This window comes from Flavobacterium kingsejongi, from assembly GCF_003076475.1.
GTDB classification, from domain to species: Bacteria; Bacteroidota; Bacteroidia; order Flavobacteriales; family Flavobacteriaceae; genus Flavobacterium; species Flavobacterium kingsejongi.
In genome coordinates, this window is sequence record NZ_CP020919.1 from 3,630,072 (window position 1) to 3,655,560 (window position 25,489).

Annotated in this window: 23 protein-coding genes and 1 riboswitch; of the genes, 14 read left to right on the plus strand and 9 right to left on the minus strand. The window is 42.5% G+C overall.

Annotation, left to right across the window (positions count from 1 at the left end):
• Window positions 1–7 precede the first annotated feature (7 nt).
• The 5 genes from FK004_RS16380 (at window position 8) to FK004_RS16400 (ending at window position 7,858) form a co-directional block, all read left to right on the plus strand.
• The gene (locus FK004_RS16380; RefSeq protein ID WP_108738224.1) at window positions 8–1,489 is read left to right on the plus strand and encodes a RagB/SusD family nutrient uptake outer membrane protein; all 1,482 of its coding nucleotides are present in this window, start codon (window positions 8–10) and stop codon (window positions 1,487–1,489) included.
• 11 nt (window positions 1,490–1,500) lie between these two features.
• Window positions 1,501–3,060, plus strand: a complete 1,560-nt coding sequence (locus tag FK004_RS16385; RefSeq protein ID WP_108738225.1) for a PKD domain-containing protein — start codon at window positions 1,501–1,503, stop codon at window positions 3,058–3,060.
• A gap of 4 nt (window positions 3,061–3,064) precedes the next feature.
• The gene (locus FK004_RS16390) at window positions 3,065–4,720 is read left to right on the plus strand and encodes a glycoside hydrolase family 16 protein (protein ID WP_108738226.1); all 1,656 of its coding nucleotides are present in this window, start codon (window positions 3,065–3,067) and stop codon (window positions 4,718–4,720) included.
• A 77-nt stretch (window positions 4,721–4,797) separates the two neighbouring features.
• On the plus strand, window positions 4,798–7,095 hold the full coding sequence (bglX, locus tag FK004_RS16395) for a beta-glucosidase BglX (RefSeq protein WP_108738227.1): 2,298 nt from the start codon (window positions 4,798–4,800) through the stop codon (window positions 7,093–7,095).
• Window positions 7,096–7,099: 4 nt separating this feature from the next.
• Window positions 7,100–7,858: a glycoside hydrolase family 16 protein gene (locus FK004_RS16400; RefSeq protein ID WP_108738228.1), complete on the plus strand. Its 759-nt coding sequence runs from the start codon at window positions 7,100–7,102 to the stop codon at window positions 7,856–7,858.
• A 125-nt stretch (window positions 7,859–7,983) separates the two neighbouring features.
• Here FK004_RS16400 and FK004_RS16405 read toward each other — a convergent pair whose 3' ends face one another.
• Together FK004_RS16405 and FK004_RS16410 are read right to left on the minus strand one after the other, a co-directional pair.
• On the minus strand, window positions 7,984–8,397 hold the full coding sequence (locus FK004_RS16405) for a DUF6691 family protein (RefSeq protein ID WP_108738229.1): 414 nt from the start codon (window positions 8,395–8,397) through the stop codon (window positions 7,984–7,986).
• On the minus strand, window positions 8,394–8,960 hold the full coding sequence (locus FK004_RS16410; protein WP_108738230.1) for a YeeE/YedE family protein: 567 nt from the start codon (window positions 8,958–8,960) through the stop codon (window positions 8,394–8,396). Before FK004_RS16410 ends, FK004_RS16405 begins: the two co-directional genes overlap by 4 nt.
• Window positions 8,961–9,066: 106 nt before the next feature.
• Here FK004_RS16410 and FK004_RS16415 point away from each other — a divergent pair, with 106 nt between their 5' ends.
• The 3 genes from FK004_RS16415 to FK004_RS16425 all read left to right on the plus strand — a co-directional run bounded on the left by FK004_RS16415 (window position 9,067) and on the right by FK004_RS16425 (window position 11,438).
• Window positions 9,067–9,537 carry a 2-dehydro-3-deoxyphosphooctonate aldolase gene (locus FK004_RS16415; RefSeq protein ID WP_227871626.1) on the plus strand — a complete coding sequence of 157 codons (471 nt, stop codon included), beginning with the start codon at window positions 9,067–9,069 and terminating at the stop codon, window positions 9,535–9,537.
• A gap of 197 nt (window positions 9,538–9,734) precedes the next feature.
• Window positions 9,735–10,553 carry a 3-deoxy-8-phosphooctulonate synthase gene (gene kdsA, locus FK004_RS16420; protein WP_108738231.1) on the plus strand — a complete coding sequence of 273 codons (819 nt, stop codon included), beginning with the start codon at window positions 9,735–9,737 and terminating at the stop codon, window positions 10,551–10,553.
• 51 nt (window positions 10,554–10,604) lie between these two features.
• Window positions 10,605–11,438: a hypothetical protein gene (locus FK004_RS16425; RefSeq protein ID WP_108738232.1), complete on the plus strand. Its 834-nt coding sequence runs from the start codon at window positions 10,605–10,607 to the stop codon at window positions 11,436–11,438.
• Between the two features lie 72 nt (window positions 11,439–11,510).
• On the opposite strand, the gene FK004_RS16430 is transcribed toward FK004_RS16425, so the two are convergent.
• Complete coding sequence (locus FK004_RS16430) at window positions 11,511–12,839, minus strand: T9SS type A sorting domain-containing protein (protein ID WP_108738233.1); 1,329 nt, start codon at window positions 12,837–12,839, stop codon at window positions 11,511–11,513.
• Between the two features lie 114 nt (window positions 12,840–12,953).
• Window positions 12,954–13,131, minus strand: a riboswitch (cobalamin riboswitch).
• A gap of 170 nt (window positions 13,132–13,301) precedes the next feature.
• Here FK004_RS16430 and FK004_RS16435 point away from each other — a divergent pair.
• From FK004_RS16435 to creD, 6 genes are read left to right on the plus strand one after another with little or no spacing between them, the layout of a single operon-like run.
• A complete protein-coding gene (locus FK004_RS16435; protein ID WP_108738234.1) occupies window positions 13,302–13,910 on the plus strand; it encodes a hypothetical protein in 609 nt (202 codons plus the stop codon).
• A 1-nt stretch (window position 13,911) separates the two neighbouring features.
• Window positions 13,912–14,208, plus strand: a complete 297-nt coding sequence (locus tag FK004_RS16440) for a winged helix-turn-helix domain-containing protein (RefSeq protein ID WP_108738235.1) — start codon at window positions 13,912–13,914, stop codon at window positions 14,206–14,208.
• A 56-nt stretch (window positions 14,209–14,264) separates the two neighbouring features.
• The gene (locus FK004_RS16445) at window positions 14,265–14,927 is read left to right on the plus strand and encodes a DUF1361 domain-containing protein (RefSeq protein WP_108738236.1); all 663 of its coding nucleotides are present in this window, start codon (window positions 14,265–14,267) and stop codon (window positions 14,925–14,927) included.
• On the plus strand, window positions 14,924–15,379 hold the full coding sequence (locus tag FK004_RS16450) for a hypothetical protein (protein ID WP_108738237.1): 456 nt from the start codon (window positions 14,924–14,926) through the stop codon (window positions 15,377–15,379). Before FK004_RS16445 ends, FK004_RS16450 begins: the two co-directional genes overlap by 4 nt.
• Window positions 15,379–15,720: a hypothetical protein gene (locus tag FK004_RS16455; RefSeq protein WP_157956138.1), complete on the plus strand. Its 342-nt coding sequence runs from the start codon at window positions 15,379–15,381 to the stop codon at window positions 15,718–15,720. The genes FK004_RS16450 and FK004_RS16455 overlap by 1 nt, the downstream gene beginning before the upstream one ends.
• Window positions 15,721–15,739: 19 nt before the next feature.
• Window positions 15,740–17,101 carry a cell envelope integrity protein CreD gene (creD, locus tag FK004_RS16460; RefSeq protein WP_108738239.1) on the plus strand — a complete coding sequence of 454 codons (1,362 nt, stop codon included), beginning with the start codon at window positions 15,740–15,742 and terminating at the stop codon, window positions 17,099–17,101.
• 83 nt (window positions 17,102–17,184) lie between these two features.
• Here creD and FK004_RS16465 read toward each other — a convergent pair whose 3' ends face one another.
• The 6 genes from FK004_RS16465 to FK004_RS16495 form a co-directional block, all read right to left on the minus strand.
• A complete protein-coding gene (locus tag FK004_RS16465) occupies window positions 17,185–17,580 on the minus strand; it encodes a hypothetical protein (RefSeq protein WP_108738240.1) in 396 nt (131 codons plus the stop codon).
• An 84-nt stretch (window positions 17,581–17,664) separates the two neighbouring features.
• Entirely contained in the window at window positions 17,665–19,419 is a 1,755-nt protein-coding gene (locus FK004_RS16470) for a family 43 glycosylhydrolase (protein ID WP_108738241.1), read from the minus strand.
• Between the two features lie 214 nt (window positions 19,420–19,633).
• Window positions 19,634–21,880: a beta-glucosidase BglX gene (bglX, locus tag FK004_RS16480; protein ID WP_108738243.1), complete on the minus strand. Its 2,247-nt coding sequence runs from the start codon at window positions 21,878–21,880 to the stop codon at window positions 19,634–19,636.
• A gap of 13 nt (window positions 21,881–21,893) precedes the next feature.
• On the minus strand, window positions 21,894–22,601 hold the full coding sequence (locus FK004_RS16485) for a carboxylesterase family protein (RefSeq protein ID WP_108738244.1): 708 nt from the start codon (window positions 22,599–22,601) through the stop codon (window positions 21,894–21,896).
• 9 nt (window positions 22,602–22,610) lie between these two features.
• Complete coding sequence (locus FK004_RS16490) at window positions 22,611–24,005, minus strand: glucoamylase family protein (RefSeq protein WP_227871627.1); 1,395 nt, start codon at window positions 24,003–24,005, stop codon at window positions 22,611–22,613.
• A 58-nt stretch (window positions 24,006–24,063) separates the two neighbouring features.
• Complete coding sequence (locus tag FK004_RS16495) at window positions 24,064–25,485, minus strand: RagB/SusD family nutrient uptake outer membrane protein (RefSeq protein WP_108738246.1); 1,422 nt, start codon at window positions 25,483–25,485, stop codon at window positions 24,064–24,066.
• Between the last annotated feature and the right edge of the window lie 4 nt (window positions 25,486–25,489).

Genomic DNA, 25,489 nt, shown 5'->3' on the forward strand with positions numbered 1-25,489 from the left:
GCTACAAATGAAAAAAAATATTATATCAGTCCTAATGGCTTTTGCCATCCTCACTACGCTCACAGTGTCTTGTAGTGATGACTTTATCGATCGCCCGGTTCCCTATTCTATTGATGCCGATAACTATTTCAATTCCGAACAGGAATATTATAATGCCCTGGTAGCCGCTTATGATATTTTACAATCCAGCTATGTGAATGTGTTATTGGGTGAGATTGCCTCTGATAATACAGCTGCCGGAGGTGAAAGTGCCAATGACGTTATCGGGTTCCAACAAGTGGACGAAATGATCCATACACCTGTAAATGCCAATGTCAAAAATGTTTGGGACTGGATGTTTGCCGGGGTAAATCGTGCTAGTTTTATATTGGAATTCAAAGATAAAACCGATTTTCAGGGCAAGGCGCAAATGATTGCCGAAGCACGATTCCTGAAAGCCTACTACGAATTTGAACTGGTAAAATGGTTTGGTGGTATTCCGTTGAATGGCGATAAACGATTTACATTAGGAGACGAGAAAAAAATACCAAGAGCTTCTGTTGCCGAAAGCTATGCTGCTATTGAAAACGAATTGCTGCTGGCTATACCTGACCTGAACACTACTGCACCACAATTAGGGCGTGTTACCAAAGGAGCGGCTCAGGCGTTATTGGGAAAAGTATACCTCTACCAAAATAAATTCCAGGAGTCTGCCCAAGTTTTGGAAAACCTGATTGAAGTGACCGGTGGTTATTCCTTAGTTCAGGATTACAATACCATTTTTGAAGCAGCTGGTGAAAACGGAGTGGAATCTGTATTTGAAATCCAATATACGGATATTGAAGGTGCAGGATTTGGTTGCCTGCAGTGTAGTGAAGGAAATGTGGCTGTTGGATTTAATGGCCCACGTAACTATTCTGGTCCGCTTTACAGTTCAGGCTATAGCTTTAACGTGCCTACACAGGAAGCTGCAGATGCTTATGAAACTGGAGATTTGAGAAAAAATGTAGCTATCCTGGATATTGAAGCCTGGGCAGCACAAACTGGCGCTACTTATGGTATTGGCTACAAGCATACTGGTTTTTACAACCGTAAATACATCCCAAGAACACGTAGTGCAGGTGCCGCAGGTGATTTAAACCTGACGAATCCTAACAACTACCGTGCAATCCGCTATGCTGATGTATTGCTGATGGCTGCTGAAGCCCTGAACCGTGGCGGTATCAATGATACTAAAGCCCGTTTTTACCTGAATGAGGTACGCCGCCGTGCTTTCGGTGATACCAACCACGACATCAATGGAACAGGCAGCACACTAACCAGCTTTATCTGGGCAGAAAGAAGAACGGAATTATTGGGTGAAGGCCACCGTTTCTTTGACCTGGTACGTACCGGAAGAGCCCCAATTGAAATTGAAGGTTTCACCGCAAACAAAAACGAAGTGTTCCCACTACCGATTGAAGAAATCCAGTTTTCTGCTGGCAATTGGCAACAAAATCCTGGATACTAAAATTTAAAATTATGAGAAAACTAACACTAATAGTCTCTTTTGTCTTTGCCTCCCTCCTTTTAGGGTGCAATACGGATGATGATAGCAGCATTGATGCTGTAAATAATGCTGCAGCTCCAGCCAATTTATCAGGTCTCTTTACCATTACCCAGGACAACTCCGGATTGGTTACTATTGAGCCCCGGGGCGATGGACTGGTTAAATACGAGGTATTCTTTGGAGATACCACAATCAATCCTACCGAAGTGACTCCGGGACAAACTGTAAACCACGTGTATGCAGAAGGTCAATACAATGTCAAAATTGTGGCTACCGGGATTACCGGAAAAACAGCTGAGGTCATCCTTCCTTTGACGGTTGCTTTTGTAGCGCCGGAAAACCTGGTTGTGACTGTAGCACCGGTAACTGGGGATACTTTTTCAATCAATGTATCTGCAGTTGCTGATTTTGAGACGTTTTTTGAAGTATGGTATGGTGAAGACCCTAACCAGCTTCCGGTTCAGTTTATGCAGGGACAAACGGTAACCCATACCTATGCTGCTACAGGAACCTACCAGGTAAAAGTGGTAGCTTACAGTGGTGGAGTGGCTACTGCCGAACAAATTGTTCCGGTATCAATCACAAATCCTGTAGTACTTCCAATCACTTTTGAAAATGCTTCCCTAAATTATGCTTTCCTTGATTTTGGTGGTGTGGCAACGAGTAAAGTCGCTAATCCTGATATTTCAGGCATAAACCAAAGTGCTACCGTTGGAAAACTAATCAAAACCAACGGTGCAGAAGTTTGGTCAGGCACCACCATGGTACTGGATGCCCCGATTCCGTTTAGCCCGACACAGAATAAGTTCAGGGTAAAAGTATGGTCTCCACAAAGTGGTATTACCGTAAAATTGAAAATTGAAAACCTAACGGATGCCAACACGAATTTTGAAGTAGACCAGCAAACGACTACAAGCAATGCCTGGGAATACCTTACGTACGATTTCTCTGCGGTAAATATGGACAATAGCTATTCTAAAGTTGTACTATTCTTTAATTTTGGTACGAATGGTACAGGCGAAACGTATTATTTTGATGATATCCGCCTGACAGATGGTGCAGAACCAAAAATCCTGCCCCTGACTTTTGAATCTACTACCCTGGATTACGCCTTAGGTGGCTTTGGACAGGCCGTTGCTACTAAAATAGCGAATCCGCACCAAGCAGGCATCAATACGAGTGCAAATGTGGTACAACTGACAAAACCTAACGGTGCAGAAGTATGGGCCGGGACAGCAATCACGCTGACAGAACCTATTGATTTTTCTGCTTATCATAAGATCAAAGTAAAAGTATGGTCCCCACAAGCCGGTATCATAGTTTTATTAAAACTGGAAAATTCCGGCAATACCGGAATCAATATTGAGCTTCCTGTTACTACAACTGTGGCCAATGACTGGGAAGAAATCACGTATGATTTTTCAGGAATAAACAATAACAACAATTACCAGAATATCGTATTGTTCTTTGATTTTGGCAATGCCGGAACCGGAGCGAACTACTATTTTGATGATATCAAACTTTCAAATTAATACTATGAAAAAGCTATTCAAACATTTCGGACTGTTCCTGATGCTGGCACTCTTTGTTGCTGGTTGCCAGGAAGACGATAAAACGTTCGGAAGCCTTGATGCTCCGTCCAATATCAAAGTGACCTATGAAATCATGGGAAAAAGTGCCGAAAATCCTTATGGGGATGGAAGTGGTGCTGTAAAATTCACTGCTACAGCGGACAATGCGGTAAGTTTCAAATACATCTTTATTGATGAAACCAAAGTCACTTCCGGTGGTATTTATACCAAGCGCTTTAATAAAAACGGAATCAATACTTATACGGTTTCTGTAGTTGCCAATGGTAAAGGTGGTGTTACCAGTAATACCTCGCTTGAAGTTACTGTTTTTAGTAATTTCTCTGATCCTGAAGCCATTGACCTTCTAACAAACGGTGCATCCAAAACCTGGTATTGGGCTGCTGCTGAGCCGGGTCATTTAGGAGTAGGCCCGAACAATAGTGATACAGGTGCCAATTACCTTCCTGGGTTTTATGCCGCTGCACCTTTTGAAAAAGCGGGGTCTCCGGACAGTAGCTGCCTGTATGAAAATGAGCTTACTTTTACCAAAGACGGTGAAGTCCTCAAATACGCTTTGGATAACCACGGCAAAACCTTCTTTAATGCTGGTTTTGGTGAAGCTGCCGGACAGGCACTTACGGGTGATTTATGTGTAACTTACAACACTGCCGGATTAAAAACGGTAGCCCTTGGCCCATCGGGATCATTAGTGGCACCGGAACATACAAGAGGAACTTCCATGACCTTCTCTGATAATGGTTTTATGGGGTATTATATTGGCACCAGTACTTATGAGATCATTTCACTTACCGAAAACCGAATGGTCGTTCGTGCCATCCCTGGAAATGACCCAAGCCTTGCCTGGTATCATACTTTCAGTACACAACCTCCGGTTCAGAACCCAAATCCAGGAACACCAGAAGATTTTACAAATCTGGTATGGTCTGATGAGTTTGAAACTCCAGGTGCACCAGATCCTGCTTACTGGTCGTATAACACTGGCACAGGAGACAATGGCTGGGGAAATAATGAAGCTCAATATTATACTAATTCCGCAACCAATGTGAAAGTTGAAGGCGGCGTATTGAAATTGACAGCTAAAAAAGAGATTTTAAATGGTTCTCAATATACCTCTGCCCGTATTGTTACTGATGCGAAGTTTAGTTTCAAATACGGTAAGATTGTCGTACGTGCCAAACTGCCAACCGGTGGTGGAACCTGGCCTGCGATATGGATGCTGGGCCAAAACTATTCTACAGCGATATGGCCTGCCTGTGGGGAAATCGATATGATGGAACATAAAGGCAATGAGCCGAATGTGATCCATGGTACGCTTCATTACCCGGGTCATTCCGGTGGCAATGCCGATACTGCCACTACGACGATTACAAATGCTTCATCAGAATTCCACCTGTATAAAATTATCTGGAGTGCTACTGCCATTAAGTTTTACGTTGATGATACCCTGTATCATTCGTATGCCAATACTGCCAGTTCTCCGTATAATAATCCGTTTTTCATTGTCCTCAACGTCGCTATGGGCGGTACTTTTGGAGGCACAATAGATCCGGCGTTCACGCAGTCTACTATGGAAGTGGATTATGTTAAAGTATATCAATAAACCGATATACACACTTCGAAGATTAAGGCCGGTTCCCGCCGGCCTTTTTTATTCGGATTATCTAATACAATACAAAAATGAAAAATAAATTTATAGCACTATCCCTATTAGCCACCTTCATTATTTCACAAAGCTGTGGAAAGAAAACCAACAGCTTTGCTTCTACTCCATCTAAAAACAATGCTATTGAGCGCAAAGTAGATTCGGTACTCCGATTGATGACCCTTGAGGAAAAGGTTGGCCAAATGAACCAATACAATGGTTTTTGGGACGTTACAGGTCCCACTCCTGCAGAAGGCCAGGCTGCCTTAAAATATGAAAACCTGAAGAAAGGTTTGGTCGGCTCGATGCTGAATGTCAAAGGTGTCAAAGATACCAGGGCTTTACAAAAAATAGCCGTAGAACAAACCCGCCTGGGTATTCCCCTGCTTTTTGGTTTTGATGTTATCCATGGGTATAAAACGATTAGCCCGATTCCGTTGGCAGAAGCCGCGAGTTGGGATATGGAAGCCATGCGACGATCCGCTGAAATTGCTGCGGCAGAAGCAGCTGCTTCCGGGCTTCACTGGACTTTTGCCCCGATGGTAGACATTTCCCGCGATGCCCGATGGGGTCGTGTGATGGAAGGAGCCGGGGAAGATCCGTACCTGGGAAGCCAAATCGCAATTGCCCGTGTCAAAGGATTCCAGGGAGACCATTTTACTGAATTTTCTGTGGCTGCCTGTACCAAACATTTTGCAGGCTATGCCTTTGCCGAATCCGGACGGGATTACAATACTGTCGATATTAGTGATAATACACTGCACAATATCATCTTACCCCCTTTTAAAGCCACTGTTGAAGCCGGTGTAAAGACGTTCATGAATTCATTCAATGAACTGGAAGGCATCCCCGCGACTGGTAATGCCTACCTGCAACGGGAGCTCTTAAAAAAAGAATGGAACTTTGACGGATTTGTTGTTTCCGATTGGGGATCTCTTGCCGAAATGATTCCGCATGGCTATGCCAAAGACCTGAAACAAGCAACGGAGTTCGCTGCCAATGCCGGTTCTGATATGGACATGGAATCCTATGGCTATGTTACCTACCTTGCCGGTTTGGTAAAAGAAGGAAAAGTATCCGAAGCCCATATCAATGATGCGGTACGCCGGATCCTCAAACTAAAATTTGAATTAGGCTTGTTTGACAATCCGTATAAATATTGTGATGAGGCCCGCGAGAAAGCCACTATTGGCAAACCGGAATTCCAGGAAGGTGTACTTGATATGGCCCGGAAATCAATCGTCTTATTAAAGAATGATAAAGAACTGCTCCCTTTGCGTAAGACAGGACAAAAAATTGCTGTAATCGGTGCGTTAGCCAATGACAAAACAAGTCCGTTGGGAAGCTGGAGAATCGGTGCTGACGATAATACTGCTATTTCCGTATTGGAAGGACTGGCAAAATACCCTGGAAATACCATTACCTATGAAAAAGGTGCTGATGTGGTAACCGGACCTACGCTGTTCCCCAAAGAACTGAACATCAATACCACAGACAAAAGTGGTTTTGACAAAGCGGTGGCGCTGGCCAAAAAATCGGATGTGGTTGTTATGGTTTTAGGAGAACACGGACTGCATTCCGGTGAAGGCCGAAGCCGAAGTGAACTCGACCTCCCCGGTGTACAACAGGAACTGCTGGAAGCTGTTTACGCGGTTAATCCTAACATCGTTTTGGTATTAAACAATGGGCGCCCTTTAGCCCTACCCTGGGCCGATGCCCATATTCCAGCTATAGTGGAAGCCTGGCAGCTGGGTACACAAAGTGGCAATGCGATTGCACAGGTATTGTATGGTGATTACAACCCCAGCGGCAAATTACCGATGACCTTTCCAAGAAATGTGGGCCAGGTTCCTATTTACTACAATCATAAAAATACCGGACGCCCAAGTACTAATGATCCACAAAGTGTATTCTGGTCCCATTATACCGATGTTTCCAATACACCGCTTTATCCTTTCGGATATGGCTTAAGCTATGCTAAATTCGCGTATTCTGACTTAAAAATTAGTGCCCCTTCTTTTTCCGGTGATGGAAAACTTACTGTGACAGTCAAGGTTAAAAATACCAGTAAAGTTACTGGTAAAGAAGTAGTACAATTGTATATCCGTGATTTGTTTGCGAGTGTCACACGCCCGGTAAAAGAACTGAAAGGTTTTGAGTTGACGGAAATTAAAGCAGGAGAGACCAAAACAATCTCTTTTACTATTGATCAAAAGTTAATCTCCTTTTACACCGCCAATAAAAAATGGGAAGCTGAACCTGGCGATTTCAAAGTAATGATCGGCGGAAGCTCTGCTACTGTACTGGAAGCTGATTTTAATTACACACACTAAACCTATGAGAAAAATAGCCGTACTATTTGTGCTCCTGCCCTTCCTGGGACTGGCACAAAGCCAAAAAAGAAAACTGGTATGGGAAGAAAATTTTAACGGAACAAGCCTGAACCCAAAAGTCTGGACCATTGAAACCGGTGACGGATGCCCCAATTGCGGATGGGGCAATAATGAGCGCCAGCTTTATGATGCACAGAGCCATAAAGTCAGCAATGGCTTTTTAGTGATCACCGCAACTAAAAAGGAAGATCATTATGCCTCGACACGGATTAATACTAAAGGAAAAAAAGAATTCCAATATGGGCGTATGGAAGCCCGGGCCAAACTTCCTGTAGGACAGGGCATCTGGCCTGCCTTTTGGATGTTGGGAAAAAACATTTCGACAGTAGGCTGGCCTAAAGCAGGTGAAATCGATATCCTCGAATACATAGGGCGTGAACCTCATATGGTATTTACGTCACTACATACTGAGGCAAGCCATGGCAATACTGTAAATACTAAAAAAACAAGGATTGAAAACATTGAAGAAGGATTCCATGTTTATGCCGTAGAGTGGACCAAAGACAAAATGGACTTTTTTGTAGACGACAAGCTGGTCTATACTTTTGAGCCTGAAGTAAAAACGGAGGCAACATGGCCATTCGACCAGCCCTTTTATTTTATTGTGAATATGGCTGTAGGGGGCAACTTCGGGGGCCCTGAAGTGGATGATCGTATTTTTCCACAGGAATATACCGTTGATTACATCCGGGTGTACCAATAAACAGGATCTTATTTCCCTTACTACATAGATTGGAATTGATTATTTGCGTTAGAAATGAAAACCGTCAGGAGCAATCCTGGCGGTTTTCTGTTTTTATAATATTATAAACGCTTTAGTGGCAAAAATTAATGCGGTAATTTAGATTTTAGCAATCCGTAAATAAATGTCCCGATTAGTGCTCCGGCCAATACATACAGTACGCCCCAAACTCCGGCACCCAGTAAAGTAAAAATAGGTCCCGGGCAGGTTCCTGCAAGTCCCCATCCTAATCCAAAACATAAGCCTCCCAACATATAGCCGGTAAAACCCTTATTTTTGTCAGGGATTATGATGTCCTTCCCTTCTATGCTTTTTATTTTATTTCTTTTGATCAATTGGATACCAATAACACCCGTTACAATAGCAGTCATAATGATACCATACATGTGAAAGGACTGAAACTGAAACATTTCATAAATCCTGTACCAGGAAACAGCTTCCGATTTTGTCATCACAATACCAAAAAGAACACCTGTCAATAAAAATTTTATTAATTTCATATCAGTTGAAGTATAAGGGGTAAAAGAAAATGAGACATGATCAGCCCGCCAATGAAAAAACCAATAACGGCAATCAGCGAAGGGATCTGAAGGTTGCTTAATCCGGTAATTGCATGTCCCGAAGTACAGCCTCCGGCATAACGGGTCCCAAAACCGATGAGTATTCCCCCTACGATCAAAATACCTATTACCACCGGGGATTGCAGTGTTGCTGGACCAAACATCGCATCCGGCACTAATTTCCCATTCGGTTCATCGATACCCATGGCAACCAATTGTGCATTGGTCTTGGGATTAAGTTGCACCCCACTGCCATCAGAAAGATAATTTTGGGCAATAAATCCACCGATAATTACTCCAATAACAACTACCAGATTCCATTTTTGTGCTTTCCAGTCAAAACGGAAAAAATCAGAAACCTTTCCAGCTCCTAACATAGAGCACATTGTCCTCAGATTCGAAGACATACCGAAGGTTTTTCCAAAATAAACCAGTAGTAGCATCGTAGCTCCTATCAGAAATCCTGACACATACCACGGCCAGGTTCCATAAATTATTTCCATTTGTATAACTTTTGAATGTGATGCCAAAAATAACGCTTTATCTTTAAACCCTATAAATATTTAATAAAACTTGGCGATATTCCTTTAAAAAGTATAAATTTGGATTATGAAAATCCTCGAAATGAAAACCAAATTCATCCTTTGCGCTTTTGTAGCCGTATTATCCACTTCCTGCCTGAGTACTAAGTCTACACTTCAAAATGTAGATGACAGCGCAAAAGTTCCGGAGTTACTGGATAAGGAAACCTACAAGCTTACTGACTTCAGCAAAAATGAAAAATATGCTTATGATGAGGATTACCCGGTAAATGTTGGCTTCGGAAAACTTGCTGATGGCCCATTGAACGAACGCCGGTTCCTGAATGCACTTGCAGGCCCTAAAGGGGAAAAAATTACCTATACCCGCATTGGCAGCTGTTGCCCTTTTCCTTCTAATAAAAGTGAACTCGGAGGTGGCCTTATCGACCAATATGAAATCGTTTGGGAAGGGCAGACAAAACCTGTAACCCTCTACCTCAACATGTACGAAAAAGGAAAAGTAGAAGTTCCGGTAGGATTTACCTTAAAAAAGAAATAAATACTTTATTCTTCTAATTCAGTATCTTACAAGCTTCTATTTAGCACTATAACCAACAGCAAACTATAGCATTTACAGCAGTTTCGTTATTGACCGCATACACGCACGGACTAAGATTCCTACATCAAAAAAAAATCTTAAAGCCCAATTGGTTACACATTATTATTGTAAATTTGCACTGTTTAAAAACAGATACAATGAATTTACAAGATATACCACAGATTAAGCATTTAGACAGCGATAATTTTTTCCTTTTAGCCGGACCCTGTGCTATTGAAGGCGAAGAAATGGCACTTAGAATAGCCGAAAAAATCGTCTCTATTACTGATGCCTTACTAATCCCTTATGTTTTCAAAGGTTCTTTCAAAAAGGCTAACCGTTCCCGGATCGACAGTTTCTCTGGAATCGGGGATGAAAAAGCATTAAAAATCCTGCGCAAAGTTTCCGAAACTTTTGGTGTTCCTACAGTGACTGACATTCATACGAATGAAGATGCTGAAATGGCTGCGGAATATGTAGATGTATTACAGATCCCTGCCTTTTTAGTACGCCAGACAGATCTTGTGGTAGCCGCTGCGAATACGGGTAAAGTCGTGAACCTGAAGAAAGGGCAATTCATGAGTCCGGAAAGCATGAAACATGCGGTTCAGAAAGTTATCGATTCACAAAACAATAAAGTTATGGTAACCGATCGTGGTACCATGTTTGGTTACCAGGATATGATTGTTGATTATCGCGGTATCCCTACCATGCGTGAATTTGCCACTACTGTACTGGATGTAACACATTCCCTGCAACAGCCAAATCAGACTGCAGGAGTGACCGGCGGAAGACCTGATATGATCGAAACAATTGCCAAAGCAGGAATTGCTGTAGGTGTAGACGGCATCTTTATCGAAACCCATTTTGATCCAGCACATGCTAAAAGTGATGGTGCGAACATGCTGCACCTGGATTATTTCGAAAACCTGATGAAAAAGCTTGTCGCAATACGAAAAACAGTTAACTCATTCTAATAATTATCACATTTATCATTTACTACATTGAAACAACTATCTAAAGTTGTGATGCTTTTTGTGTTTTTTTCCCTTCACACTTTTGCGCAGGATGCCGCAATAAGTCCAGAAAAATACACGGCCCATAATAAGGGGAAATTCTTTTTTTACTGGGGAGGAAATCGTGCCCATTTTTCGAAGTCGGATATTACGTTCCGTGGTGACAACTACAATTTTACAATCAAGGATGTCGAAGCACATGACAAACCGAAAGGCTATCATATCGACTACCTGAATCCTGCGCGAATGACGATTCCGCAAACGAATTTCAGGATGGGGTATTACATCAATGACCATTATAATATTTCGATTGGTGTTGACCACATGAAATATGTGATGAACCAATACCAAACTGTAAATATGGACGGTCAGATCAACCTTCCTGCTGATGCTGAAGGTGCTGCTTTCAACGGGAATTATAACAACAGTCCTATGGTCATGACGCCGGAATTCCTGGCTTTTGAACATACGGACGGACTAAATTACGTCAATATTGAAATCGCGCGTGTCGATGATATTTCGACTAAACTTTTCAACTGGGACAGTGATAAAATCCAGATTAACCTTACCGAAGCTGTAGGAGCCGGATTATTATATCCTAAAACCAATGCCCAGGTATTGGGTATGGAGCGTCATGATGACTTTCATGTTTCAGGTTATGGATTGTCTGCCAAAGGCGGGCTTAACATTACTTTCCTGAAGTATTTCTTTGTTCAGGGCGAATTAAAAGGCGGTTATATCAACATGCAGGATATCCAAACTACACATGAGGGATCAGACAGTGCTTTCCAGGACTTTTTCTTCGTTCAGACGAATTTGGTTTTTGGTGGTATTTTCAGGATTTAATCCATTTCCTTGCTAAAAACAAAAGCCCCGGATTACCGGGGCTTTTGTTTTTTTAGGCTCAATGTACCTTACTTATTGTACGATTACTTTTCGTACTATAGTGGTATTCGTCACGGTGTCGGTAATTCTTACGATGTAAATCCCTGCACTCAGTCCGGAAACATCCAATTTACATTGCCCATTCGTAATGCCGGCAGTATTCTTAACCGTTACCCCTAGCTGGCTGATCAATGTTACGGAGTAAATTGCATTATTATCTGATTTCAGGTCAATGTTCAATAGGCTGCGTACCGGGTTCGGATAAATGGCCTGTACGATCTCATTCGCTACCGGATGCTGGATGCTTAAAGTTCCATCAAATGTTTTAAGCATGAATTCATTCACACCCATACAGCCCTCTATGCTACCTGATTCGATCAGCGTAAAATCGGTGCCATTGACAATTTCATATTTGGATCCGGAAGTAAAAGCACTGGCACTTCCAATGACGAAATCCCCGCTTTCAGCATCTACATCAAATGATTTTCCATAAGCAAAATCCCAGGAGCCTGTTAGCGTACTGGTGTATACAAATGTTGCGGTTGTTCCCGGAGCAGCTGCATCATAAGCATGCACATTCTTACCGGAAAGGAAATAGAGTTTATGATTGCCCAGTCGCAGTTGTGTGGCATTGGTTACTCCGGTAAGAGTTACTGGTGCTGCCAGCTCATTGGCTCCATTACTTTGCATTTTTATCACTACCGAAGTACCACTTACCTTGCCTAATATCCAAATGATATTATTGGCAGCATCGTATTGCAATCCCGCTACAGTTCCTGCATTCGGCTGAATCACAGCTGCTACAGTGTTGGTTGCTACATCGATCTTAACGATTTTGGAACTCAATGCAGCATAGATATAACCGTCAGCATAAACCATGTAACTTGCCGTTCCATTGATTACTGCATTAGGGTCGGCAACAGCAGTGGCTACATTATTTGTGAGGTCAATACTGTAAATGGCATTGGGGTTACTTGAACCGAGGTATGCTTTAGCAGTACCCGCTGCTGCCAGTGTCTGTGGTCCACCCAGGCCCGTTAGCGTAGCGATATGGTTCAAGGAAGGATAATCCGCAATGACGACACGAAATCCGGCGGCTTTGGATAACAATACGGCTTTGTTACCTATAATCTGAAAATCCTGTAATACGTCAAATCCTGTAGTATTGTTGGCATTCTGATATATTTTTGCGTTTACCTCCGGAGTGCCGGTTGCATGTGTGCCTACTGTAAAAATATCGCCATTGGGTGTTCCAAAATTCCCTTCTGCTACTGCAAGCAGTTCATAGGTTTTTGGGGTTGTTTGCGGCAGCATGTATTGCGCACTAAATACAAGTAAAAAACTGAGTAAATTTTTTTTCATTCTCCTTTTCGTTAAGGTTATAAATTGGGTTATAAAAAATCCCGGAGAAATGACACAATAGCACAGCACTACCCGTAGGTATTTCGTGTGTATCCTTGTTTTTTCTCCGAAAACAACATACGCTATCCTAAGGCAGGTCTCCTGGCTCGGCCCAACATTTCACCTTCCCGTCTGGATAACAGTGGTATTTCGAAATGCATTTACAGGCCTTACAGTTGCGGGAACAGCCTCTGTTTTAAACAGAGTTCCCTTTTAATTCTTGTATCAAGAAACCTTAAGACGGTGCAAAAGTACTAATAAAAGACTGTTTTTTTGTGTAATGCACCCCGATTAATTCTACTGTTTCCGATGCTTCCCGGTGCTCCTATACTATATTTCTGCTATAAATCTTATTTTATTCTATTTTGCTATTGTAGGAACCAAATGAATTACTTTACTTTGTATTTCAAAGTACTTTATTTTATGACAAAAAAAGACTACCTCCAGGACATTCACCATATCAAGAGTATGATGGATAAATCTTCACAGTTCATATCCCTTAGTGGGCTTTCCGGTATACTTGCCGGTTGTTATGCATTGATTGGTGCTGCGTATGCCAAACACCTTTCTGATCAGCATACCTACCAGTACATTACGCTGGAAAGCGCTACTTTTAAAGGTATATTGGCAACGGCAGTTGTTGTGCTGCTACTATCGCTACTAACCGGGTGGATATTAAGTTCCCGTAAAGCTAAAAAAGCGGGGGAAGTATTATGGAATGCTACTTCCAAACGATTGCTGATTAATTTCCTTATTCCATTGGTAACCGGAGGATTAGTAATTATACTCATGCTTAAGAATGGGCACTATGGGCTTGTAGTTCCTTTTGCATTGCTCTTTTACGGATTGGCCTGTGTGAATGCCAGTAAGTTCACCTTCAGGCATGTACGCTATCTCGGAATCACTGAAATTATATTAGGGTTATTTGCAGTAGAATATTCAGGATATGGATTGTATTTTTGGGTCCTGGGATTTGGAATCTGCCACATCCTGTATGGTGCTATCATGTATTACAAATACGACAGGAAATAATTTGAAAAATATCCTTAAAAATATCAATAAAGCATTCGATCACAGGATCAGGCTCGGAATCATGTCGGTTCTGATGGTCAATGAATCTGCTGATTTTACTACGCTCAAAGAATTGCTGGGTGTCACTGATGGAAACCTGGCTAGCCATGCCAAAGCCCTGGAAGCAGAAGCATATATTATCGTGGAAAAACAATTTATTGGCAGGAAGCCCAATACGCGCTATGTAGCTACACAACTTGGAAAAAAAGCATTCCAGGAACACATTGAAGCACTTGAAAAATTAATCCAGAATAGTTAAACACTATTTTTTTACCTCTTTGCTTTGAAATACAAAGTACTTTTAAATAAATTAAAATGAAACAATTACACCTCCTATTGTCCCGAAAACCAAGTCCTGCACAACTTGTAATGGTATTGTCCAGCTATTGCCTCGTATTGCTTATAATTCGGATTCTGGTTTCCCATACTTTGTTTTATGGTTTCCTCGCCTGGAACCTGGTATTGGCTTTTGTTCCATTACTCCTGACTATGATCCTGCAACGAAAGGAACGCCTTCGCCACAACCGCTACGGATTGCTATTGCTCTCTTTCGTCTGGCTCTTGTTCCTGCCTAATGCGCCCTATATCATAACCGATTTTTTTCATTTAGAAAAAGGGGCTTTATACATGCCGGAATGGTTTGATGTATTGCTACTCACCTCTTTTGCCTGGACCGGAGTACTCGTAGGACTACTTGCTATGACGGCTATGCAACAACTTTGGGCACAACGGTTCTCAGCTTCAAAAGGCAGGATTTTTATTGTTTTTGCTGCGCTCCTTTCCGGATTCGGGATTTACCTGGGCCGCTTTCTCCGATTCAACAGCTGGGATATCCTGCAGCATCCTTTTGACCTGACAACAGCTATTACAACCGCGGCTTTTCATTGGAGGACGTTCGGGTTCTCCCTGGGTTATGGTGCCCTGTTGCTGCTACTCTATTGTTCGTTTCGTATTCCATTCCAATCTACTGTACAATGAGAGCCTTAATCATTGAAAAACTATACGACTGGAGTAAAATCCCATACCAGAAATGGCTCAAAAAAAGTATTCCCTGGCCCGTGGATCAGGATGCTTTATTGGATTTCCCCTACGATAGCCTTGGTTTTCATTTGGGCCTTTTCCTTCAAAGCCACAATTTTGATATACAGCCCAAACTGGAAGACCATGATGTCTTTCATGTACTGACGGCTACGGGAGTTACTGTCCCGGATGAAATAGGGATGCAGTTTTACCTGTTTGTAAATGGCAAACGCAGCCTGTACCAATTTTCGGTGATGTGTATAGGAAGCCTTTTATATCCGGACAAATGGGGCCATTTTATCCGCCAGTGGCGCAGCGGAAAAAATGCACTCTGCTTTCATCAGTTGGATTTTTTAAAACTATTGAACCTACCTCTTTCTCAATTGCGAACCACCTTTTTAATTCAATAATGATGTCTAAAATCCCAATACAAGCCCAAACCATTGGAACGGCTACCACGTTTTTAGCCGGTGGTGCCTTTGCACTCGGTACTTTTTTGCTCCTGGCTTATTTCTGTATTCCTGAAGGACGGGGCCTCTATGGCATTACCCGCAATAACCTGATCATGATAGGCCTGTTTTATGTAATGCTGATGGTGGTACTCCATATCATTGCTTTTGTTATGCTTGTTGTTTGCCTGATCGTCTACAGACAACAGCCGACTTACTTTTTTATCCGGATTGGAGTCTTGCTACTCAACATACCTGTTGCTATTTTTTACACATATTTCATTATTTCTATACAAAATTAATCCTCAAAATCACTATTTCATGGAAAACCAAGATTCACAACCCACAACAGCCACATCCTTTTTACAAAGCCATACAGCACGACTGATTATGGTAGGCGTACTAACCCTTATTTTACTGCTTCCGCTTCAGCTGGTCAATAACCTCATCCGGGAAAGGGAACTCCGTCAAGCGGATGTTATGAATGAGATTACCGATAAATGGGGTAAAGAGGTGTATTTCTATGGACCGATCTTAAAAGTGCCCTATACTATCTTTTCGGAAAGCGAAATCGTCAACCAGATGACCAAACAGGTATCCAAAACCCGTACAGCCCAAACAGCTTATGCCTATTTCTTTCCGGAAGTACTGAACAATACTTCTAAGGTAGAAACCAAACTACTGAAACGCAACAATTATGAAGCCGTTGTATTTACCACCAAAATGAACTTCAATGGTAATTATACCGTACCTGATTTCAGCGCTAAAAATATACCCGAGGAAAACATACAGTGGGATAAAGCCACGATACTGATTCAAACTGAAAACCTCAAAAGCATCAAGGAGGAGATTAAAATTAAACTGGGTGGTACAACACTTACCCTGGAGCCTGTATACAATTCCGAAGAAAATCCGGACGCCGAAGGCCTGGAGACTGCTTTTGTTAACCTGAATGACCATAAGGACTTGAAGAACCTTACTTTTGAATTTACCTTCCAATATGATGGCAGCAGCAGGATCAGTATGGTTCCTATCGGTAAAACTACAACGTCGAAAATGACCTCTAACTGGGCTTCCCCAAGTTTTAACGGAAACTTCCTGCCTAATGATAAGAGTAAACATATTTCGGCAGCTGGTTTCGAAGCAAACTGGAAAATATTACACATCAACCGTCCCTTTTCGCAATCATCTTTCGGTAGCCTGCCTAACTTACAGAAGTATGCTTTTGGGGTAGACTTTGTGATCCCGATTGATGAATATCAAAAGAATGAAAGAGCCTCCAAATATGGATTTCTCGTCATCGGGCTTACCTTTTTAATCTTTTTCCTGATCCAGTCCGTTAGTAAAATAAAGATCCATATTTTCCAATATTCCATGATTGGCCTGGCATTGATCATGTTCTATACGCTCCTGATTTCGATTACAGAACACAGTAGTTTTCGCCTTGCCTACATTATATCGGCGCTTTCAGTGGTTGTCCTGATCAGCCTGTATTCTGTATCCATACTCAAAAACAGAAAATTCCCGATGCTGATTGCAATTTCTTTGGCCGCCCTCTATGGTTTTATCTATGTGATCATCCAATTGGAAAATTATGCATTGTTGGTGGGCAGTATTGGTTTGTTCGCCATATTAGCAGCTGTGATGTTTGTTTCCCGTAAAATTGACTGGACTAAAAACTAATCAATTGCATATTATTGACAATCCTATTGCATAAAAAATGCCCAACTACTGTTGGGCATTTTTTATGACTAATCCTGAAAATATTATTGTACGATTTCGGTAACCTTTACATGGTTCTCTTCGTCCATTTTCCATACTGTACCTTTTACTTTTACTGTTTCTCCAACTTTATAAGCGTGGTATTGTTTGGGATCTTTCAGGTTTGGAATACTGATCGTAGCAAAATAGGTTTGCTTTTCGTTCGTCAGTATTTCAGCTGTATAGCCATCTTTACCCTGGTTAATCGATTTAATTGCGCCTTCGATAACAATCGTTTCTACGGGCTCTTCGGCAGTTTCCCGGATAGAATCCCGGGTTTGTTCTACTTCCGCAGCATTCACTGGTACGGCTTTATCGTTGGTTTCATTCGTCTTTGGATTACAGGCTACAGCCATCACCACTAAGGTTGCCATGGCACTATTTCGGATTGTTTTTTTCATAATGATATCTTTTTTGATAGTCAAAGCTACTAAATTAATTGGAATTTTGATAGGGCTCCAACAATTAGAAATTTACTACATTTCCTATTCTGACTTTTTTATATCGCTTTTAGGACCTCTTCCGTTGCCACTGAAGGCTTCGATCTGGAAATAATAAGCATCTGACTTGTCCAGTCCATTAAAATAATATTCGTTTTTGCCATAGACCATAATAGAGCCATATAGTTTATCGGGGGATTTGCCAAAGTAAATAACATAGCCATCTGCTAATGGATTCTGCTGCCACTTGAACCATACATTACGGCGCTCGCCTTTTTTTCGGGGTGCAGCACGCAATGGAGAGAAATTTTGTACGGCATCGGGAGCCTGCCCCATTCCTTTACCAAATATCCGGAATCCGGAAAGGGCAAATTTTCCGGTAGGCATTTCGATATTTTCCAGTTTTACAAACCGGGCCTGCGCCGGACGTTCTAATTCGATATAATCGTGTGGCACATCGTTATCATTTTTGCTTTTGTCAACCAATTTCTTCCAGTTCTTCCCGTCATCTGAAATGGAAATCACATATTTGTGCCCTGTAGTATGCGAAGGCTTGCCCATCAGTTCGGCATCCTGATCGGCATAATTAAGCTGGATCGCATTGATGGTGCTTTTTTCACCCAGATCCGAAATGATATATTCCCCTTTGGCTCCAGTTTTTGCGGACCAATAGGTCTTAATATCCTCATCATTGGCAAAATTAGCATTGAAACCACCCAATACCGAAGATACCTGAATTGGTTTGTTGTAGTTGAGTAACATCCATCCGGAAAAACTACCCTTGAGGTGATTTTTCTTTTCGGATGGCAGGAAGGTCGGATAGTCACCATAAGCGGTATTGGAATACAATACACCATCGGCATCAAATCCGGCAGGCCAGATCCCGAGGCGGCGCTCAAAATTATTCTTTACCGATACTACAATCGTTGAAACATGCCAATAATCATCATTGCGGTCCTGATAAGTCGCGCCATGACCAGCGCCCCGTGCAAACCCACCCGGTTTATACGAAAAGGGATTGTGGGATTGGTATTCGAATGGCCCCATTGGAGTAGCACTGGTGTATACGCCATCGGAATAACCACTGAATTCGGTTCCCGGAGCACCATATTGAAGGTAATACCTGTTGTTGTGTTTGGTCATAAATGCCCCTTCTGTAAAAGGTTGCATGAAAGTATTGTCGTTGTGTTCACCAAAACGCTCCCACCCGTGTTCGTCATCATTCAGTGCCAATACCGGAACGGGCTCGCCCTCGGGCTGGAATGTCTTACGGTTAAGTTTTACCACATACAGCGGATATAGGTTGCTGGAGCCGTAATACAGGTAGACTTCATCTTTTTCCTTGTCCCAGAAAATCTGCGGATCCCAAGCTCCGGCCTCCGATTTGTGTACGAGTTCCTTCCAGTCATCTACTTCAGGATTGGTACTCATCCAGATCGGGAATTCTTTGGTATGGGTCGAGCCTAAAACGAGTAAGGTATCGTTGACAAATGAAACGGAAGGTGCACAAAGCTCGTCATAGACATCATGCTCGGGGCGCAGGAACTTTCGGGGAATGAACTTCCAGTCAGACATGTCTTTACTATGCCAGTAGCCCCACTGGTTGGTAGAAAACAAATAGTATTCACCTTTGAAAAAGGTAATAACAGGATCGGCCGTAGCACGATGCTTTCCCTGGGTCACAAAATTAGGGATGGGACAATACCCATAATCGATATTGATGGGATTGCAATAGGTTTTTTGCTGAGCGAAGCTACTCCCAGTCATTAGAAAAAGAAACAGCAGTACGTATTTTTTCATAGTATTACTTTTGGAGGTTGTACACATGCAATGCAGATTGCCGAAAGAAATCCTATCGTTTTCCATTAGCCCCGATGGGAGGGAAAATCCTCCCTTTTTCAGGGAGATTTGGAAGGACAGCGGGAACAGGGTTAATTACTGCCCAGACGCTATGCTCCTGATAGAAAAAACCCTCCAGCTTTCGCCAAAGGGTTCATTCGAATCCACAAAAAAATTATTTAACTAACTCAAACTTTCCTTTTAATTCGGCATTTGAACTGCCACCGATGAAAATCTCGAAATCGCCTGCTTCTGCAGTTTCTTTCATGTTGATGTCATAGAATTTCAGGTCTTCTGCACTGATTTCAAAACTTACGGTTTGTTTTTCTCCTTTTTTCAGGGGGACTTTTTTAAAGCCTTTCAATTCTCTGACCGGTCTTGTTACAGAACCTACTAAGTCATGTACGTACAACTGCACTACTTCGCTACCATCATAATTCCCAGTGTTGGCCAGGTCTACGGTAATGGTTAGTTTTTGTTTTAAATTGACAGTATTTGAAGACAATTTCAGGTTAGAATATGCAAAAGTGGTATAGCTTAGTCCGTATCCAAATTCAAATAATGGTGAATTGTCTACATCGGTATAACGGGATTTGTATTTTTGTTCTGAATCAGCTGCTCCCAAATAAGGGCGTCCTGTATTCTTATGATTGTAATACAATGGAATTTGCCCTACATTTCTTGGGAAAGTGATTGGTAATTTACCCGAAGGGTTGTTCGCTCCGTATAATGTTTGTGCTACGGCATCCCCACCCATAGTTCCAGGCCACCAGGCTTCCAGAATAGCATCCATATTTTCGTTTTCCCACTCTAATGTCAGCGGTCTTCCGTTCATCAGGACCAATACTACAGGCTTGTTGAGTTTTTTCAATTCTGCCAGGAATTCTTTTTGCAGTCCCGGTAAATTAATATCGGTTTGTGAAGCGGCTTCACCAGTCATGTTTTCAAATTCTCCCATTACGGCAACAATGACATCAGCATCTTTCGCATTGTTCAGCGCCTGTTGGATATTATCCCTTTTGGTATCCTTAATTTCAACCCCTTTGCTGAACGTTGCTTTATTGGAATTGGCGAGGAATTTTTTCACCCCTTCTTCCACACTTACAGCAAAACCATAACGGTCTCCGGAAGCTGCCCAGGAACCGATGATATTGAATTCGTCACTTACCAAAGGCCCAACGAAAGCTACTTTCTGGTCTTTTTTAAGCGGAAGGACATTGCCTTTATTTTTTAACAATACCATTGATTTGTTGGCAATATCAGTAGCGGCAACAAGGTATTCTTTTTTATAAATGGTTTCTTTTTCCCGTTTCTCGTTGTTGTATCGGTACGGATCTTCAAAAAGCCCTAGTTCATACTTTACATCCAGGACACGTTTACAGGCATCGTTGATCTGAGCTTCGGTTACTCTACCTTCCTGCAATAGTTTTTTCAGGTTTTTCATGTAAATACCACCCACCATGTCCATATCAATTCCGGCATTCATAGCCAATTCCCCTGCATGGGCTTCATCTTTGGCAAAACCGTGAGGAATCATCTCGTTGATTCCGGTATAATCGGTTACAACCATTCCGTCAAATTTCCATTCTCCTTTCAGCACATCATGCATCAGGAATTTGCTGCCTGTAGATGGTACTCCGGCAATTTCATTAAAAGATGCCATAAAGGTACGCACACCCGCATCTACAGTTGCTTTAAATGGAGGGAAGTAGATATCGCGCAATACTCTTTCGGACATATCTGTCGTATTATAATCCCGTCCGGCTTCTGCAGCGCCATAGGCAGCGAAGTGTTTGGTACACGCCAGGATAGTATTCAGCGCCATAAGATCTTCACCCTGGAATCCTTTTACCCTCGCAAAGGCCATTTTAGACCCTAAGAATGGATCTTCTCCTGCTCCTTCGGAAACTCTTCCCCATCGCCCGTCCCGGGAGATATCTACCATCGGTGCGAATGTCCAGTGTACACCTGATGCAGCAGCTTCGGCAGCAGCGATCTGTGCGGATAATTTTGCCGCTTCCAGATCCCAGGAGGCTGTTTCTCCCAAGGTAATTGGGAATATTGTTTTGTAACCGTGAATTACGTCATAACCAAAAAGCAATGGAATTTTCAGCCTTGAATTGTCCAGGTTGAGTTTTTGGATTTCATTGGTATATTTTACTCCGGTAGCGTTCAGGATCGACCCTACATTTCCTTTTTTGATCTGCTCGATAAAATTATCGCCCGATTTGGGTCCGGTGATGGAACCATCGGCTGTAAACTGCACGGTTTGTGCAATTTTCTCATCGATTGTCATTTTTGCCATCAATTCTGCCACAAATTGCTCTTTGGGCTTGATGCTTTTGCTTTTACTCTTTTGCCCGTATGATACTGCAGAGACCATAAGGGCCAGCAAGATCAGTTTGTTCACTCTATTATTCATTCTTTGTATTTTTCTATTTTTTTCTTTGTTCCAACATCCAGTCATAAATCGCACTGTTGTCGTATACCCGCGTCCAGCTGTCATGGTTTGCATCATCAAAAATGGTAAGTTTGATATCGGCATTACAGGCTTTCAGCTTTTTATAAATTATAATGGAATACTCCACATCGACCACATCATCCAGCAAGCCATGAAAAATGCGGATTGGTATTGTTTTAATCTTACAGTCTTCAATCATCGGCACGCGGTCTACAAAACCGGCTACCGGTACTAACGCCGCAAACATATCGGGATAGGCAAAAGCCAGGTTCCAGGCTCCCCACCCTCCCATACTCAGTCCTGTCAGATAGATTCGAGCCGGGTCAATATTGTACTGTTTTTGTATTTTCAGGATCAGTCGGTGCAACACTTCGGCATCCCAATATTCGTTCTCCGGGCATTGTGGTGCCAACACATAAGCATCCAGTTCATGGTCTTTCAGGTATTTGAAAGGACCGTGTATTTTGACCTTATCGATGTCCCCAACTGCATTGCCTTTTTCGCCGGAACCGTGAAGGAAAACAATAAGTGGCTTTTTACCTTTAGTATCCTTCGGACTGTACAACGCGTAATTGAGCTCGTGTTTCTGTACAATTTCCGTCTTAAAACTTCCGTTAGCGTCCTTTTGCGCCCAGATCGATGCGGAAATGAGTAAAGCGGCCAGTATTAATTTTAGTTTCATAAGCTGCTTTTAAAATCCGTATTTCCCGGAATGGAATTCGAGTGCCTGCAATCCGGTTTTTACTTCTGGTGCATTCATAAACAGGTTCCACAATAATCCAGAACGGTAATTCTCAAGCATTACGACCATTGGTCCCTGGTCAATTGCCAGATACCGTTTGGCAGACCAATTGTACTGTTGGCTGTGCGCATCATAAAATCCGGCAGGCCCCCAAAGCAATGCACTATGGTTTTCATAAAAATTGCGCATAGCCGCCAGTGATTCTGTAGGTGTGTATACGATTGAGCTTACTGCTGCTGTTGGCGAAATTACTCCCACATCGTTACTCGGCATGTGTGCGTTGTAGCCTATTGAATTGTCGTTGTTTCGGCTATAAGATGCTGTAAGCCCCCAGTAATCAGGGCCATATCCTGCATAATGGTGTGGATTTTCCACGCAATAGCGGTAATCAATTTTTGTCTGGTTTACATTCAGGTCCCAATAATTGGCATAATTGTCTGTCAGTTGATTCGGGTCTAATCCTACATAGGAATAGTGTGCCCAAAATAATGGCCCGCCGTATTCTTCAGCACCATTGTGTTTTAGGATCAGGGGCAAATTGTATTTGGTATTTCCGGATACAATATTCCCGTTTCTCGCCCAACCCTGGTGATAGGCATCGGGTGTAATCCCGTGTGTAGGCGAAGCGCTGGCCAATACATAGGTAATAAGGCATTCATTATAGCCTTCTAGTGCAAAATTCATTTGCCAGCCGTAACTCGGTGACCAATGCCAATACAGTACATTCTGTCCGTTTCTGTACCAGTCCCAGTCCACTCCTTTCCACAGTGCATCATAACGGGCAGCCAGAGCTTTTTCAGCAGTAGTTCCATTTTTCAGGTATTCCCTTACACAGATCAGCCCTTCACAAAGAAAAGAAGTCTCTACCAGATCCCCACCATTATCCTTAGTTCCAAAAGGCACAACATCGCCATTGTTCCCATTCATCCAGTGCGGCCACGCACCGTGAAAACGGTCGGCATTTTCCAGGAAATGGGCAATTTTTGTAAAGCGTTCGATCGTTTGATCCCGGGAAATATATCCCCGGGAATCTGCTGCAATAATAGACATAATCCCAAATCCACTTCCCCCTGTCGTTACAACGTGAGCATCATTATCGGGATAAACCCCATCCGGATGATAACGTTCTCTCGCCAGTCCGGAATTCGGTTCGGCATAGTCCCAAAAATATTTAAATGTTGATTTTTCTACCAGGTCTACCAGCTGTTCATCTGAAAGTGGTGTTGCCGGAGGCGTAGGTGTTGGAGGTGTTGCTGTAGCAATGTCTCCTGAACTGCATTGAATGATGCTAAAAAGCGGGATGGCCCACAATAGCGTAAGCATCGGTTTTAGTGTTATTCTCATGATTGAAGGTGAAAAAAAAATCTTCCTTCGCGCTACCGCGAAGGAAGACTTAAAATTATTAATAACCCGGATTTTGTGTCATCGTCGGAGTCTGTATTAATTGGTTGTACGGAATAGGAAATAATTCCTGTGTCCCTACGATAAAGGTTTTGCCGTTAGCAGCCATTGCCGCCTGTGCTTGTCCGGTTCTTACCAGGTCAAACCAACGGTCATGTTCGAATGCCAATTCCAATCTTCTTTCTTTCCAGATCAGGTTTCGTAAAACGGCTCCTGAACCTGCTACTTCCGGAAGATTAACACGCGCTCTCACCAAATTCAAAGAAGCCAAAGCTGCCGGGGCATTCCCCAATTCGTTTGCTGCTTCTGCATGGATAAGATAAAGTTCCGCCATACGCAATACGCGGATGTTTTTATCGCCATCTGCCGCACCTAAATTGGCACTGGAATAGGCTTTTTCATTGTACATTGGATTTTCTACAGAAGCACTGACTACACGTCCGTCCCATAATGTTTCTCCTTCAAAAATGATTGTTGCATCTCTTCTGATCGCATCCCCTTCGGCATTATAAGCCGCAAGCAGGTTGTCTGAAGGCGTATTGAAACCCCAACCCCAACCGCTGGTACCACGGGCACCTTGCGTCTCAGAATATTGTTGAACCCCGTGTGCTACGACTACGCCTCTACCTTGAATTTCAAAAATAGATTCCGTTCCGTTTTCACTTGAAGCTCTCCACAGTACAGCATAATCGGACTCCAATCCATATTCACCGGAGTTGATTACATTTTGTGCCATATCGTAGGATTGTTGCCATTTTTTCTCATACAGGTATACTTTTGCCAACAATGCCTGTGCAGCACCTTTGGTAGCACGCCCTAAATCAGCAGGAGCATATTGGCTTTTTGCCGGTAATTTTTCAATAGCATCCAGTAAATCCGCTTCGATATACGCATATACTTCTTCTTTTGGTGCGCGGTTAAAAAGGCTAATATGCTGTAAAGGCACATCTCCAAAACCTCTTACCAGGAAAAAGTAATTAAAAGCACGTAAAAATTTTGCTTCGCCAATCAGCCTGTTTTTGTAGGCTTCATCTGCTATTCCAAAACTTTCGGTGTATTCTATTGCATAAGAAGCCCGTCCGATTGATTTGTACCAATTGGTCCACATGGCGCCAAATGAGCTTGTACTGCTGGTGAATAAAAGGTCATCCAGTTCTCTTTTATCCGTACCGTTATCCGATGGCGAACTTCCTTTATCGGCATTATCAGAAAGAATTTCTGTAATTCCTAAATAAGCAAAAGCATAATCAAATTCGGTCATCATTCCGTAAATCCCATTCACAAAAGCTTCCGGTTTTGCTAAATCAGTCTGGTCTTCTGCATCGATGTTTTCTCTTGAATCTACATCCAGATAATCATCACAGCCTGTAAGGACTGCCATCGCGAAGAGTAGGCACGCTATTTTTTTATATTGTATTTTCATAATA

What these genes read in the sequence shown, in the direction of transcription:
- FK004_RS16400 (WP_108738228.1), top strand. Translation starts at nt 7,100, where the DNA reads ATGAGAAAAATAGCCGTACTATTTGTGCTCCTGCCCTTCCTGGGACTG.
- FK004_RS16450 (WP_108738237.1), top strand. Translation starts at nt 14,924, where the DNA reads ATGAGAGCCTTAATCATTGAAAAACTATACGACTGGAGTAAAATCCCA.
- FK004_RS16490 (WP_227871627.1), bottom strand. Translation starts at nt 24,005, where the DNA reads ATGAGAATAACACTAAAACCGATGCTTACGCTATTGTGGGCCATCCCG.
- FK004_RS16495 (WP_108738246.1), bottom strand. Translation starts at nt 25,485, where the DNA reads ATGAAAATACAATATAAAAAAATAGCGTGCCTACTCTTCGCGATGGCA.
- FK004_RS16435 (WP_108738234.1), top strand. Translation starts at nt 13,302, where the DNA reads ATGACAAAAAAAGACTACCTCCAGGACATTCACCATATCAAGAGTATG.
- FK004_RS16430 (WP_108738233.1), bottom strand. Translation starts at nt 12,839, where the DNA reads ATGAAAAAAAATTTACTCAGTTTTTTACTTGTATTTAGTGCGCAATAC.
- FK004_RS16455 (WP_157956138.1), top strand. Translation starts at nt 15,379, where the DNA reads ATGATGTCTAAAATCCCAATACAAGCCCAAACCATTGGAACGGCTACC.
- FK004_RS16415 (WP_227871626.1), top strand. Translation starts at nt 9,067, where the DNA reads ATGAAAATCCTCGAAATGAAAACCAAATTCATCCTTTGCGCTTTTGTA.
- FK004_RS16380 (WP_108738224.1), top strand. Translation starts at nt 8, where the DNA reads ATGAAAAAAAATATTATATCAGTCCTAATGGCTTTTGCCATCCTCACT.
- FK004_RS16470 (WP_108738241.1), bottom strand. Translation starts at nt 19,419, where the DNA reads ATGAAAAAATACGTACTGCTGTTTCTTTTTCTAATGACTGGGAGTAGC.
- FK004_RS16445 (WP_108738236.1), top strand. Translation starts at nt 14,265, where the DNA reads ATGAAACAATTACACCTCCTATTGTCCCGAAAACCAAGTCCTGCACAA.
- FK004_RS16485 (WP_108738244.1), bottom strand. Translation starts at nt 22,601, where the DNA reads ATGAAACTAAAATTAATACTGGCCGCTTTACTCATTTCCGCATCGATC.
- FK004_RS16425 (WP_108738232.1), top strand. Translation starts at nt 10,605, where the DNA reads ATGCTTTTTGTGTTTTTTTCCCTTCACACTTTTGCGCAGGATGCCGCA.
- FK004_RS16410 (WP_108738230.1), bottom strand. Translation starts at nt 8,960, where the DNA reads ATGGAAATAATTTATGGAACCTGGCCGTGGTATGTGTCAGGATTTCTG.
- creD (WP_108738239.1), top strand. Translation starts at nt 15,740, where the DNA reads ATGGAAAACCAAGATTCACAACCCACAACAGCCACATCCTTTTTACAA.
- FK004_RS16465 (WP_108738240.1), bottom strand. Translation starts at nt 17,580, where the DNA reads ATGAAAAAAACAATCCGAAATAGTGCCATGGCAACCTTAGTGGTGATG.
- bglX (WP_108738243.1), bottom strand. Translation starts at nt 21,880, where the DNA reads ATGAATAATAGAGTGAACAAACTGATCTTGCTGGCCCTTATGGTCTCT.
- FK004_RS16385 (WP_108738225.1), top strand. Translation starts at nt 1,501, where the DNA reads ATGAGAAAACTAACACTAATAGTCTCTTTTGTCTTTGCCTCCCTCCTT.
- bglX (WP_108738227.1), top strand. Translation starts at nt 4,798, where the DNA reads ATGAAAAATAAATTTATAGCACTATCCCTATTAGCCACCTTCATTATT.
- kdsA (WP_108738231.1), top strand. Translation starts at nt 9,735, where the DNA reads ATGAATTTACAAGATATACCACAGATTAAGCATTTAGACAGCGATAAT.
- FK004_RS16390 (WP_108738226.1), top strand. Translation starts at nt 3,065, where the DNA reads ATGAAAAAGCTATTCAAACATTTCGGACTGTTCCTGATGCTGGCACTC.
- FK004_RS16405 (WP_108738229.1), bottom strand. Translation starts at nt 8,397, where the DNA reads ATGAAATTAATAAAATTTTTATTGACAGGTGTTCTTTTTGGTATTGTG.